A 13,457-nucleotide genomic window follows, 5' to 3' on the forward strand; every position below is an offset into this window, starting at 1 on the left:
CCTCAAACTTTGGTCGGTGAGAGAAGCTACCTATGCTACCGCAGCTTACCCTCTAACCAACTCTGTCGAGTTGCACTTGGAAATTGAATTCGCGTTTCATATAACGCGGGCTTGGATAAGCTTTTTGTCCGCTTCGTTCCTACGCTGTTCTCCAGGTGCCATATCCATTGATAACCAAAGTTCAAAGTTTTGGTCTGAGTTTAAACAGGTTGAATTACAGGGAAAATAATACTAAATAATCAAAAAGCAAAAAAATCACCTAATCCGTGAAAATGAACTAGGCTTCTGGGTATCAAGGGTTCCAACTCGAAATCAGATCATGAATACATCCGGGGAGTATCTCACTACTTCGCAGGTTGCTGATTTGCTGAAAGTTTCAACGGCAACCGTGCGTCTGTGGGCGGAAAAAGGGGGAACTCCCGGTTCACTCCGTTACACTTGGCGGTCACCGGCGCTTTTTCAGGCGCTTCATTGAAGCATTTGCTCATGAGAGGGGCCTGATCACTCCAGAGCTGACCGGGCGTTCAAGGCTGGGCTCAGAGGCCGGCAGTTCGGTTTTCACCGAAACCGAGGCGCGATTCCGTGCCCTGGTGGAACAGATCCCGGTAGTGGTCTATGCCGCGGCCTCCGATGAGACATCCACGACCCTCTATGTCAGCCCCCCAGATCGAGGAGTTTGTTGGTTATACCGCTGAAGAATTAACCCGGAATCCGGATCTCTGGTTCGATCTGATACATCCCGATGACCAGGAGCGGGTAATTCGCGAGGTGTCCGAGTCACATGCAAACCGGACCGTACTCAAAACCGAGTATCGAATGATCTCACGCAGCGGTGAGACGGTATGGGTTCGGGACGAGGCTGCACCCGTGTTGGGGCTCGAGGGACAGACCCTGATGCTGCAAGGTGTGATGACCAACATCACGGGTGTACTGTCATCCGGAAAGGATGTTACCGATAGCATAAAAGTCGAACTGGCCCTCAAGGCGAGTGAAGAGCGTTTCCGTGCCCTGTTTGAACAGGCTGCGGTCGGTGTCGCTCAGATTGCAACACCGACATGCGAGTTTATACGTATCAACGACAAGTTCTGTGAATTTCTGGGCCGAAGCCCGAAGGATATACTCTCTTTTGAGTGTGCGAAGTTCACCCATCCAGATGATATTACCGATGTCCGCAACAACGTCGACAGGCTTAAATCGGGAGAGATAAAAGAGTTCACGCTGGAGCTGCGTTACTTGAAGCCGGACGATTCTCCCATATGGGTCAGCCTCACCGCTTCCCCCATGTGGGCCGAGGGAGAGATGCCCGATTATCACATCGTGGTGGTTAAGGATATTTCCGAGCGAAAGGCTGCAGAGGTTGAAGTGGAGAAGATACTCGACCGACTTAACGAGGCCGAGAGGTTGGGTAAGATCGGGTCATGGGAATACGATGTTGATAATCATGTCGGCTGGATGTCTGACAACGAATACCGACACCATGGTGTTCCTGTAACCGATAGTTTCAACTACCTGCAACACCTGGAATGCGTGCATCCCGATGACAGGAAAAGTCATGACGAAGCCTTCAGGGGAGCCCTGGGTTCCAGGGATCTGCAATTCAATCATGAGTACAGGATACTTGAGCCGAGTGGCAGGGTAAGACAGATGTTGACCCGTGCTCGAATCGAGCGCAATGAAAAGGGAGAAGCGGTAAAGGTCTTTGGTACAGACCAGGAGATCTCCCAGCGCAAGGCCTTCGAAAAGGCGCTTCGTCAACGGGAGCAGCGTTATCGCCAGCTATTTACCCATAACAAGGCAGTGGAGCTGCTGGTGGATCCCGAGGATGGGAGCATCATCGACGCCAATGAGGCTGCGGCCCGCTTTTACGGTTATACCCGCAACGAACTGTTGCACCTGAATATAGGAGATATCAATACACTCGGGCAGGAAAAGATCAAGCATGAACTGGCCGAGGCAAGGGAAGAGCAACGCGATCATTTCTACTTCAAGCATCGACTCAAAAACGGAGAGGTGCGGGATGTCGAGGTTTATACCGGACCTATTGCGCTCCAGGAGCGTACGGTACTTTACAGCATCATCCATGATGTTACCGACCGGGTGCAGGCAGAGCATCGGCTAAACCAGGCGGCAGTTGCTTTCGAGAATACTGCCGAGGGCGTCATGATTACCGATGCAGATACCCGTATTGTTACCATCAACCGTGCATTCAGTGAGATTACCGGGTATTCCGAAGCCGAGGCGATAGGAGAGACACCGAAAATGCTCAGTTCCGGACGTCAGAACGGAGACTTCTATCAACAGATGTGGAATAGCCTGAATGCAACAGGTCGCTGGCAGGGTGAAATCTGGAACCGACGCAAGAACGGTGAGGTCTATCCCGAGTGGCTTACCATTAGCTCGGTCAATGACCAGCAGGGCAAGCTGCAGAACTACGTTGGCGTGTTCGCCGACATTACCACCATCAAGCGCTCACAGGGTGAACTGGAATATCTCGCCCACCATGATCCATTGACCGATCTCCCCAACCGGTTGCTGTTCAACGCCCGGTTGAAGCATGCCTTTGAGCGGGCACAGCGTGAAAAACACAAAGTTGCAGTGCTGTTTCTCGATCTTGATCGCTTCAAGATCGTCAACGACAGTTTTGGTCATCCCGTGGGGGATGAATTGCTGAAACGTGTCGCGGAACGCCTGGTTAAGGATGTGCGTGCAGAGGATACCGTTTCCCGCTTCGGCGGTGACGAGTTCGCGGTGCTTATCGAAGAGGTGGACAATTCAGATGATGTAGCTCTCATTGCGCGCAAACTGATAGCTTCTTTGACCGAGCCGTTCAGCCTCAAGGGGAGGGAGACATTCATCACTGGCAGTATAGGTATTGCGCTTTATCCTGATGACGGCATGAATGCCAGCAAGCTCATGCGCAACGCAGATGCAGCTCTTTACGTGGCAAAGGATGAGGGGCGAAATACCTACCGTTACTACAGCAAACAGATGACCATCGCTGCCCGTGATCGTCTGACCATGGAGGGGCGCTGCGCAAGGCGATAGAAAAGGATCAGTTAGAGGTTTGGTATCAGCCCCAGGTTGATTTGAGCACCGGCAAGGTGATAGGTGCCGAAGCCCTGGTTAGGTGGAACCGTCCCGACCATGGCTTGATCTCTCCAGCCGATTTCATCCCCCTGGCCGAAGATACCGGGTTGATCATTCCCATGGGTGCGTTTGTCATGGGTACGGCCTGTAGGCAGGTGATGGCGTGGAGCCAGGACGGTTTCTTCCAAGGCCGGATCGCAGTCAATATTGCAGGGCCCCAGATGGAACGGGGGAATATAGCTGAGACTGTCAAAACCATATTGGAAGAAACAGGAATGCCTGCTTCGCAGTTGGAACTTGAGATCACCGAGAGCTTCATCATGGGCAATGCAGAGGAGGCACTGCTCACGGTGCAGTCCCTGAAGGATCTCGGTGTAGCTACATCCATTGATGATTTCGGTACCGGTTACTCCTCGCTGAGTTATCTCAAGCGTTTGCCGGTGGATACCCTGAAGATTGACCAGAGCTTTGTTCGCGATCTGCCAGATGATCCTGAAGATGCCGCTATTGCGCGGGCAGTTATCGCGCTGGGAAGAAACCTGGGCTACACCGTAATCGCCGAGGGTGTGGAGACCGGCGAACAGCGCAGATTTCTCATGGAGGAGCAGTGTCAAATGGCCCAGGGATATCTTTTTTCACGACCCATGCCTCCGGATGAGTTTGAAACCTGGCTGCGTAATAACCAAGCCCTGTTGATGTAAACGGACCTTTGTGGACGCTTACAGGGTGGAAGCTAACTTTTCATCTTTAATCCTCTTTATTTACATGGTATTCATTTTTTTATTTGGATTGATTTTAAAAACCATACTAATTACCTGATAAATTACAGGATCTTATTTCTGGCACGTTCATTGCCATTTTTTCCTCTTAATCAGCTCCCGATAAAGCTGAACTTTTCCGGCATCGCCTTGAATAAGTGGAGGGTTTTGGATGGCAATTCACAAAAACGATCAATTCGAGCAGCGACTTGGGGTTTCCCGACGGGACTTCCTCAAGTTCTGTACCGGCATGGCCGCCACCATAGGGCTTTCGACTACTGACGCCCTGGCCATGGCCGAGGCAGTGGAGGGTGCAGCCAAGCGCCCGGTGGTGATCTGGCTCCACGGCCAGGAGTGTACAGGCCCCACCGAATCCCTGCTTCGAGGTGAACATCCCACCCTCGAACGCCTGATCCTGGAGATGATCTCCCTGGATTATCACCAGACCCTGGATGCAGGAGCCGGTCATGACGTGGAGCACGCCAAGGATGCTTCCATGGCTGCCAACAAGGGTAAATACCTGCTGGTGATCGAGGGTTCGATCCCCACAAAAGATGGCGGCATCTACTGTAAGATCGCCGGCAAAACCATGCTCCAGCACACCCAGGAGGCGGCCGAACACGCAGCGGCCATCGTCGCCTTCGGCTCCTGCGCATCCTGGGGCGGTGTCCAGTCCACAGGCATCAATCCCACAGAGGCCCAAGGGGCCCAGGCCGTGCTGCCGGGCAAGACCGTACTCAACCTACCGGGCTGTCCTCCCAATCCCTACAACTTCCTGGCCACGGTGCTGCATTTCGTAACCTTCGGCAAGTTGCCGGAACTGGATGAGCAGAACCGTCCCAAGTTCGCCTATGGCCGCCTGATCCACGAGAACTGCGAACGTCGTCCACATTTCGATGCGGGCCGTTTTGCAGAAGAGTTCGGCGATGAGGGACATGCGAAGGGCTGGTGTCTCTACAAGCTGGGGTGCAAGGGGCCGGAGACCTATGCCAACTGTCCTGCGGTTGAGTTCAACGACATCGGTGGCGGTACCTGGCCTGTGGGTGTTGGTCATCCCTGCTTCGGCTGCGCGGAGGAGGGTGTCGGTTTCACCAAGCCCCTGTTCAGCCTGGCTGATGTGAAGACCCATACACCGCCTAACGAGTTCCCGTTGATCGATCAGCGTGAGAATGCCACAGGCGCATCCACCGGGGCTGCAGCCCTGGCAGGTGCCGTGGGTGGCGCGGTGGTGGGTGCCGGTGCCATGGCAGCCAAGAAGATCGGTGATGCCGAGAACAACTCCAGCGACAACCAGGGCTGAGGGGGTTCATCATGAAGCGTAGAGATTTTCTGAAGGCTGCCGCCGGGGGAGCCGCCGTGCTCTGTACCGGTGGTGCCGCACAGGCGAGGGAGAACCTGCAGCCCGCCCCCCAGGCGGTGGGTATGCTGTTCGACTCCACCCTCTGTGTCGGCTGCAAGGCCTGCGTCAGCAAGTGTAAAGAGGTCAACGGCATGCCGCCGGTGATCAGGGATGGCCAGGTCCAGTTCGACTCGGCCAGCGACCTTTCCGGCGACACACTCAATGTCATCAAGATCTACAAGGACGGCACTGCAAAAGTAAAGGACAGCGAGGTGGATGGCTTCGCATTCGAGAAGCGCAGCTGCATGCATTGCGTTAATCCGGGTTGTGTATCTGTGTGTCCGGTTACCGCCATGCGAAGGGATCCTGCTACCGGCATCGTCACCTATCACGCCGATGCCTGCATCGGCTGCCGTAACTGTACCGTGGGCTGCCCCTACAACGTCCCCCAGTTCGAGTACGACAACCCCTTCGGCCAGATCCAGAAGTGCCAGATGTGCAACCAGGCTGGAGTGGAACGTATCGACAACGGCCAGATGACCGGCTGTGCCGAGGTCTGCCCCACAGGAGCGACACTGTTTGGTACCCGCGAGGCACTCATGGAAGAGGCCAAGCGCCGCCTGGCCCTGAAACCGGGAGAGATCTACAACTATCCCCGGGGTGACCTGGGCAAACCCTACAACAGTCACGAGAAGGCCGCACCCGAGTACAAGCAGCATGTATGGGGCGAGAAAGAAGCTGGTGGTACCAACGTGTTGCACATCTCCTCCATACCTTTCGACAAGCTGGGCATGCCACCCTTGGGCGAACGTTCAGCTGCCTCCATAGCTGAAGGTGTGCAGCATACCCTTTACAGCTACCTGGCACTGCCGGCGGTTGCTCTGGCAGGCTTGACCTACGTGGTTCGCCGCAACACCGATGATGATGGAGGTGAGTCATGAGTGGATACAAACCTTTGGGTGGCCGCATCGTTACCCTGCCATTCATCGCCCTGGGTGTGCTGGCCCTGATTGGCTTCTACTACCTGGGTGTGCGTTTTACCGACGGCATGGCTGCGGTAACCAACCTCAATGGGGGGCACGCCTGGGGCATATGGGTGGTCTACGACGTGGTAATCGGCACAGCCTTTGCCTGTGGCGGCTATGCATTGGCGATCACGATCTATGTGCTGAACAAGGGCAAGTACCATCCTCTGATACGTCCTGCAGTACTGGCCAGTCTGCTTGGTTATGCATTGGGCGGTTTCGGTGCCATCTTCGACATGGGTCGCTGGTGGCAGTTCTATAACATCCTGCTGCCCTGGAACTGGAACTTCAACTCGGTGATGCTGGAGGTGGGTCTCTGCGTGGCCACCTATATTCTGGTACTTGTGATCGAGTTCTCCCCGGCGTTCCTGGAGCGTATCGGTGCGAAGGGGCTGTTGAAGACCCTCAACAAGTTGTTGTTCATCTTCATTGCCCTCGGTGTACTGCTGCCTACCATGCACCAGTCCTCCCTGGGGTCACTGCTGATCGCCATGGGCTACAAGGTGGATCCGCTCTGGCAGTCGCTGCAGCTGCAGCCCCTCCTCGCCATTCTCACTGCGGTCACGATGGGCTTCTCCATCGTGGTGTTCGAGGGCTCCTTCTCCGCGATTGGTTTCCGTCGCCCGACGGAGACGCCGCTGCTCTCAGGTCTGGGCAAGGCGATAGTGGGTTTGATCATCGTCTACCTGGTGGTGCGTTTCGCCGAGCTACTGTTCAGGGGTAAGTGCGGGCTTATCTTTGCCGGTGATTTCTCGAGCCTGATGTTCATACTCGAGACCCTGCTGTTCGTGGTGCCGGTGGTGATACTCGCCTCGGAGGAAAAACGCAGAAACGGTCGCCTGCTGCTTCTGGCCGCTATCTCCATGCTGCTGGCCGGGGCGTTCTACCGCTTCAACGCCTTCCTCTTCACTCTCGATCCCGGTCCCGGTTACAGCTACTTCCCGTCGGTGCCGGAGATCATGGTGACAGTGGGCATCGTGGCCTTCGAAATCATGGTCTTCATCGTATTGGTCAAGACACTCCCTGTGCTCCACACAGAAGAGCACGCCTGAGATAACAAATAGAGTTTGAGGAGAAATCATTGTGACGACTCGTATTACAGTAGATCCCGTTACCCGTATCGAGGGGCACCTGCGCATTGATGTGGAGGTGGACGAGGGAAAAGTTACCAAGGCGTGGTCATCGGGCCAGATGTGGCGTGGTATTGAAAAAATCCTGGTGGGACGCGATCCCCGCGAGGCCTGGCTTTTTACACAGCGTTTCTGCGGCGTATGCACCACGGTACATGCCATCATCTCGGTGCGCGCGGTTGAGAATGCCCTGGGCATGGAGGTACCGGTCAACGCGCAACTGGTGCGCAACATCATTCAGACCGCACACGCCATTCAGGATCATATCGTTCACTTCTACCACCTCTCCGCGGTGGACTGGGTGGACGTGGTCTCCGCCCTGGATGCCGACCCCAAGAAGGCAGCACAGCTTGCCGAGAGCCTCTCTGACTGGCATCTAAACGGTCCCCACGAGATGAAGGCGGTGCAGGACAGGCTGAAAGCGTTTGTCAGCAGCGGCCAGCTCGGTCCCTTCGCTTCAGGTTATTGGGGACACCCGGCCATGAAGCTGCCGCCCGAGGTGAACCTGCTGGCAGTTGCCCACTACCTCCAGGCGCTGGAAGTACAGAACTACGCCAACAAGATTGTCGCCATCCTTGGCGGCAAGTCCCCCCACATTCAGAACCTGGCGGTAGGCGGAATCAGCAACTCAATCAACATGGACAGTCAGTCGGTGCTGAACATGGAGCGGCTGATGATGACCAAGGGCTGGATCGACAAGCTGGACCACTTCGTGAAGACCACCTACATGACCGACGTGCCTGCTGTGGGTGCCTTCTACCTGGATTGGGCAGGCTATGGCAAGGGCGTGGCCAACTACCTGTCGGTGCCTGACTGTCCCCAGGACAGCAAGGGCACGGTATTTGATCTGCCCGGCGGTTATATTGAAAACGGTGATCTCAGCACCTTCAAACCCATCACCAGCCACGGCGACCCCTACTTCCGTGACGGTGTGGCGGAGAGTTCCAAGCACGCCTGGTACGAAGGTGACGCAGCGCTGCATCCGTATTACGGTGAGACCGAGCCCCAGTACACGGACTTTCAGGACGAGGGACAGTACTCTTGGGTCAAGGCGCCCACCTTCTATGGCAAACGTGCCCAGGTAGGCCCCCTGGCCAATGTCTTCGTCATGGTCGCTTCCGGCCACGAAGGTACCAAGAAGTACCTGGACGGTGCAATGGGTACCCTGCGTACCGTTGCAGGCAATCCGGATATCCCGATCGAGGCGCTGCACTCCACCATAGGTCGCCACGCCGCCCGCGCGGTGCGCTGCGGTGTGATGATGGATACCCTGAAGCAACAGTGGCAGAAGCTGATCGACAACATTGCCACCGGCGATACAGACACCTTCAACCCGCCTGTATTCCCGAAAGGGGAGGTGAGGGGCTTCGAATTCCACGAGGCGCCCCGCGGTGCACTCTCACACTGGGTAGTGATCGAAGACGGCAAGATCAAGAACTACCAGGCGGTGGTGCCCAGTACCTGGAACTCCGGTCCACGGGACCAGAACGACGAGATCGGTCCCTATGAGGCATCACTGATGGACAACCCGGTGGCCGATCCAGAGAAGCCGCTGGAGGTGCTGCGTACCGTTCACTCCTTCGATCCCTGTATCGCCTGCGCCATTCACATGGTGGATACAGAGCAGAAGGAGATCGTGAAGGTGAAGGCCTTGTAAATGACACGTCATTCCGGCGAATGCCGGAATCCAGAGAGCCTGGCTTCGTAGCACTGGATTCCGGATCTTCGCTACGTTTCGTCCGGAATGACGATTCATTAATTAGAAAACGAGGTGTCGCATCTTCTCCGAAATAAGGTGTGGCGCCTCACCCAATACAGGTTATGAATATGATGCATGGAAATAGATCTACAGCCCTGGTTGTCGCTGCAATTCTGCTGCCCTCTGTAGCTGCGGCACACCCTGGTCATGATGTGACCTCAGGCCTGCTCTATGGTTTGGGACATCCGGTTGGTGGTATCGATCATCTTCTGGCAATGCTTGCTGTGGGCGTTATCGCGGCCCAGGCCGGCGGGCGTTCCCTCTGGATGCTGCCAATCGCTTTCGTTGGCATGATGTTGATGGGAGGCCTGTTTGCGTTCTCCGGTATCGCGCTGCCCATGGTTGAGACCGCTATCCAACTCTCGTTGATTGCCTTCGGTGTGTTGATCGCGATGGGTTTTAAACTTCCGGTGCTGTCTGCTTCCGTACTGACCGCACTGTTCGGACTGTTTCATGGTCATGCCCACGGCATGGAGCATGCGGCCCAGGTCTCTGCAACCAGCTACATGATCGGCTTCGCTGTTTCCACGGCTGCATTGCACCTGGCCGGTATCGGTATTGGTCGCCGCTTGCAGAGTATGCCGGCACCTCTCTACAAACTACTGGGTGGGGTTACGGTATCCACCGGCCTTGCCCTGGCGATGCTGTCATGAATGGCAAGGAGATCACCACCCTCGTCATTGGCGTCGGCAATGTGCTGATGCAGGACGAAGGGGCAGGGGTACGTGCGGTGGAACTGCTGGAGAGCCGCTACCATGTGCCTGAGTACGTGGAGTTTCTCGACGGTGGTACTGCGGGTACTGAACTGCTGGAACCCATGCGCGGGAAAGAGCGCCTTATCATCGCCGACTGTGTCAATACCGGAGCCCCTGCCGGCTCCCTGGTGCGCTTGACCGATGAGGAGATCCCTGCATTTTTCCAGACCAAGATTTCCAATCATCAGCTTGGAATATCCGACCTGCTTGCGGTGCTTACCGTCACCGGTGAAGCGCCTGAGCATGTCACCATCATCGGCATGGTCCCCTATCACCTGGAGAACAAGCTGGGCCTGAGTGATGAATCCACCGCTCGCCTGGAAGAGATGGTGCAGATGCTGGTGGATGAGTTGGAACTGGCAGGTATCAAGCTGCAGTCGCGCACCGAGCCCTTGCGGTGTTTCTGGGATGAGCAGGGTAGGCTGGAACGCTCCATAAGTGCATAGGCGCGCCGGTTCAGGTCATCGAGTCACGTGGGTTCACGGCCCTGTGCCGGGGACGCAATGGTGATGAGGAGGCCAACATGATGTTGATTGGTCCCCAGCCCGAAGGTACCTGGTTGTTCAATTTTCTGGGCTCTGCACGGGAAGTGTTGAGCGAGGAGGATGCTGAGAGGATAAACAGCGCACTGGATGCGCTGTCTGCCGTAATAAGCGGCGATGATAACGTGGATGTCGATGCGTATTTTCCGGATTTGGGGAGCAGTTAGTTGAGCAGAAGTTATTTCGCAGGGAAGGGATTATCCCTGAAGGAGCGAATTCGTTCGCGATCGGCATTGAAATATTGCCAACCTCTGTTCGCGAACAAGTTCGCTCCTACAGGGTAAGTGAGCAATTAGCGCTGTTTATTTATTTGTGAGATTTTATGAACCACTCCGACTACATCACCACCAAACTCGAATCCTGCTTCAGGACCATCTACGAGGAGCGCATGAAAGGCCTGCCTATCGTCAACGACGAACTCGAGGTGGAGGCCATCGGTTTCCTGTCATGGAACGGCCATGAGGTTGGCGTACTGATCACGCCCTGGTTCATGAACTTGGTCATGCTGCCCATGGAAGGGGATGAGTGGGAGGCTCTGCCCCTGGACTCAAAACGCGAATTTGATTTTCCCGCTCGCAAAGTGATATTTGTACTCACCGAGGTGGAGGGAATAGGGCGCTGCATGAGCAGCCCGATCTACTCGCCGATGAACGGCTTCCCGGATCATCGGTCGGCCGTAGGAACAGCATCTGCCTATCTCAGGGATTTGATGGATGAATCCCTTCAAGTGGAGACCGACATCGAGGAGGAGCGATTGCAGCGTTTCCTCGATGGCGGGGAGATGGTGAACGACCATGAAGCCGATGATGCGGAAACAGAAGCGGTTCCACTTAGCGAGAAGATCGAACAGCCAGTGAGCCGCCGCGATCTGTTGCGAGGGCTTTTCTCGTGATCGCTTAGCCTGCTTTTGCTTTCAGCGGTAGCTGGATGGTAAACGTGCTGCCCTGGCCCGGTACACATTCCACCTGCATGTCGCCCATGTGCTCGTCTATTGTAGGAGACTGAAAGCCCAAGCCCTGGTGGCTTGGTAGTGAAGAAGGGTTCGAATACTCTACTGCACGTGGCATCATCCATCCCGGGCCCGTTGTCTTCCACCTGGAGATGGATCATCTTATCCTTTTGCCGTAGCCTGATGGAGATCTTGGCCGGCTCGCGTTTTTCCGGGTGTTCATAGATCGCCTGTGCAGCATTGCGCAGCAGGTTAAGGATCACTTGCTGAATCTCACCGGTATTGCATTGTATTGGGGGAAGCCCTTCTTCGTAATCACGTTCTATGGCGATGCCGCGGAAGTCATACTTCTTCTTCATGTCGTAGTCCACCGCAGCCAGTTCGATGGTCTTATCAATCAACTCTGCCATATTGACAGTTTCAAAACCCTCTTCCGCTTTTCTGCTGAAGCGCAGCATGTTATTGATGATGTCACCGGCACGGTCACCGGATTCTGCCATGCTCTCCATGAACTTGAATATCTCGCGCTGTTCGAGGTATTTCTGAAGTTTGTTCAGGTCGATTCCCGGTTCAGAGGCGGACTCTCTGTTCTTTTCTAGTTCCGGGGAGAGCCTGCGGCGAATATTCTGCATGCCCTGCAGCATGCCGCCCAGGGGGTTGTTGATCTCGTGGGCCATGCCAGCTGCCAGACCGCCGACAGAGAGCATCTTCTCCGTCTGCATCATCATGTCTTCCATGCGGATCATGATGCCTTCAATGCCTGCTGCGGTGAGGGGATAGATGGTGATTTCCGAAAAATGGGTTTCAGTGCCTTTTCGGTAAGGCTGCTTATCCAGCCTGACTGCCTGTCCACTACCCGAGGCACATTCAATATTCTTCATGACATCCGGAACCATGGGCATAAGGTCTTGGACCAGTCTGCCAATTGCCTGATCTGCGGTTATACATGTGACTTCAGCCGCCTGCCTGTTCCAGTGAAGTACCTTGCCATTCTTTTCTGTTCCAACCAGAACTGAGGGCATGGTATCGAATACGTCGTTCAGGTAGTTTCGCAGGTGATTGCTTTCAGCCTCAGCCTGTTTTCTTTCTGTAATTTCCCTGTTCAATTCGTCGCGCGAGGCAAGAGTCTCCTTTAACTGTTCTGCCATGCCGTCAAATGAACGGGCCAGGTCACCGAACTCGTTTTTTTGCCGGAGATTGATACGGCTATCCAGATTACCGGATCCGATTGTCTCTGCACCCCGGCGCATAATTGAAAGTGGAGCGCTGATTGACCGGGACAGCATGTAGCCGAGGAGGGCGGCCAGCAGCAGGGCACCGGTACCGAGTGTCATGGCGGTATTACGCAGGTCATCCAGTGATCCGAAAGCGACCTTCTCATCCAGCTCCGAGATGACATGCCAGGTGATCTCTTTGGCTGTTTCTCCACTTACACCTATCTTGGCATCCTTGAGAATTCTTGCGTTGAAGTTGTGTCTCACCGGTGCATGGGCACCGATAAAAGCGGCACCCTCATGTGCGTCTTCCCACCAACCACCTTCAGGCATGGAGGCCATCTCCTCTTCATGCCCCACCAGGGCCTCGGTCACCTCGGGCCTTGAGCTGACGATAGCATCACCAATAGAACGCACTAGGCCGATGATCTGTGCGGCCTCGGCGGATTTCTGGGTAATGATGTTGAGGATGCTCTGGAGCTTGTAGTTGATCTTGAAGACACCGATCACTTCGCTGCTGTCACGGATGGGAACCGTGACACCGACCACGATGGTTTTAACGGTTTCATCATAGCCCCTGTCATCGAAGAAGGCGCCGCTCTCACCAAGCTTGCTCCCAGCCTTCCACCAGTACTCGTCGGCCTGGTAGTAATCGGAGAGCGTCTTGGTCATAGCAACGGTGGCGCCGAGCCGGTTGGTCACGAACATTTCGCCGTATTCATCCGGTCTGCGCTGCTGAATCACTTTGAGAGTGTCGGAGAGTATGTTACTTGCAACCTGGTGGGCCTTGTCGGTTTGCCCTTTGTGTACGCCCAGCATGGGTATGAACTAATGAGGTGAAAGTCCTCTGTAGGAAGGTCACCATCCATAGCGATTAATAATCCTATTAGATGCGAACT

General features: G+C 55.2%; 10 protein-coding genes and 1 pseudogene. 10 read left to right on the forward strand and 1 reads right to left on the reverse strand.

Annotated elements, in window-relative coordinates; translation table 11 throughout:
* Positions 1–651 precede the first annotated feature (651 nt).
* The 10 genes from BOW53_RS10045 to hybE all read left to right on the forward strand — a co-directional run bounded on the left by BOW53_RS10045 (position 652) and on the right by hybE (position 11,287).
* Positions 652–3,045 (forward strand): PAS domain S-box protein, encoded by a 2,394-nt coding sequence (locus BOW53_RS10045; protein ID WP_172838859.1) that lies wholly within the window; start codon positions 652–654, stop codon positions 3,043–3,045.
* Positions 3,046–3,086: 41 nt separating this feature from the next.
* Complete coding sequence (locus tag BOW53_RS10050) at positions 3,087–3,788, forward strand: putative bifunctional diguanylate cyclase/phosphodiesterase (protein ID WP_245832100.1); 702 nt, start codon at positions 3,087–3,089, stop codon at positions 3,786–3,788.
* Between the two features lie 229 nt (positions 3,789–4,017).
* Positions 4,018–5,145: a hydrogenase small subunit gene (locus BOW53_RS10055; protein ID WP_078487857.1), complete on the forward strand. Its 1,128-nt coding sequence runs from the start codon at positions 4,018–4,020 to the stop codon at positions 5,143–5,145.
* Between the two features lie 11 nt (positions 5,146–5,156).
* Positions 5,157–6,125 (forward strand): hydrogenase 2 operon protein HybA, encoded by a 969-nt coding sequence (gene hybA, locus BOW53_RS10060; RefSeq protein WP_078487858.1) that lies wholly within the window; start codon positions 5,157–5,159, stop codon positions 6,123–6,125.
* Entirely contained in the window at positions 6,122–7,261 is a 1,140-nt protein-coding gene (gene hybB / locus BOW53_RS10065) for a Ni/Fe-hydrogenase cytochrome b subunit (protein ID WP_078487859.1), read from the forward strand. Before hybA ends, hybB begins: the two co-directional genes overlap by 4 nt.
* 31 nt (positions 7,262–7,292) lie before the next feature.
* The gene (locus tag BOW53_RS10070) at positions 7,293–8,996 is read left to right on the forward strand and encodes a nickel-dependent hydrogenase large subunit (protein WP_078487860.1); all 1,704 of its coding nucleotides are present in this window, start codon (positions 7,293–7,295) and stop codon (positions 8,994–8,996) included.
* A 170-nt stretch (positions 8,997–9,166) separates the two neighbouring features.
* Positions 9,167–9,751, forward strand: a complete 585-nt coding sequence (locus BOW53_RS10075; RefSeq protein ID WP_245832101.1) for a HupE/UreJ family protein — start codon at positions 9,167–9,169, stop codon at positions 9,749–9,751.
* Positions 9,748–10,299: a HyaD/HybD family hydrogenase maturation endopeptidase gene (locus BOW53_RS10080; RefSeq protein ID WP_078487862.1), complete on the forward strand. Its 552-nt coding sequence runs from the start codon at positions 9,748–9,750 to the stop codon at positions 10,297–10,299. The genes BOW53_RS10075 and BOW53_RS10080 overlap by 4 nt, the downstream gene beginning before the upstream one ends.
* Positions 10,300–10,340: 41 nt before the next feature.
* Positions 10,341–10,562, forward strand: coding sequence for a HypC/HybG/HupF family hydrogenase formation chaperone (locus BOW53_RS10085; RefSeq protein WP_245832102.1), 222 nt, complete (start codon positions 10,341–10,343; stop codon positions 10,560–10,562).
* Positions 10,563–10,717: 155 nt separating this feature from the next.
* Positions 10,718–11,287, forward strand: coding sequence for a [NiFe]-hydrogenase assembly chaperone HybE (gene hybE / locus BOW53_RS13320; RefSeq protein WP_078487864.1), 570 nt, complete (start codon positions 10,718–10,720; stop codon positions 11,285–11,287).
* Positions 11,288–11,373: 86 nt separating this feature from the next.
* Here hybE and BOW53_RS13755 read toward each other — a convergent pair.
* A pseudogene (locus tag BOW53_RS13755) lies at positions 11,374–13,377 on the reverse strand (sensor histidine kinase); the annotation flags it as partial.
* Positions 13,378–13,457: the final 80 nt, after the last annotated feature.

The sequence above is a fragment of the Solemya velesiana gill symbiont genome, from assembly GCF_002020805.1.
Classification (GTDB): Bacteria; Pseudomonadota; Gammaproteobacteria; order Chromatiales; family Chromatiaceae; genus Sedimenticola_A.

Bases quoted from the DNA above. Each gene is read 5' to 3' on its own strand.
- BOW53_RS10055 (WP_078487857.1), top strand. From the start codon at position 4,018: ATGGCAATTCACAAAAACGATCAATTCGAGCAGCGACTTGGGGTTTCC.
- BOW53_RS10045 (WP_172838859.1), top strand. From the start codon at position 652: ATGTCAGCCCCCCAGATCGAGGAGTTTGTTGGTTATACCGCTGAAGAA.
- BOW53_RS10080 (WP_078487862.1), top strand. From the start codon at position 9,748: ATGAATGGCAAGGAGATCACCACCCTCGTCATTGGCGTCGGCAATGTG.
- hybE (WP_078487864.1), top strand. From the start codon at position 10,718: ATGAACCACTCCGACTACATCACCACCAAACTCGAATCCTGCTTCAGG.
- hybB (WP_078487859.1), top strand. From the start codon at position 6,122: ATGAGTGGATACAAACCTTTGGGTGGCCGCATCGTTACCCTGCCATTC.
- BOW53_RS10075 (WP_245832101.1), top strand. From the start codon at position 9,167: ATGATGCATGGAAATAGATCTACAGCCCTGGTTGTCGCTGCAATTCTG.
- hybA (WP_078487858.1), top strand. From the start codon at position 5,157: ATGAAGCGTAGAGATTTTCTGAAGGCTGCCGCCGGGGGAGCCGCCGTG.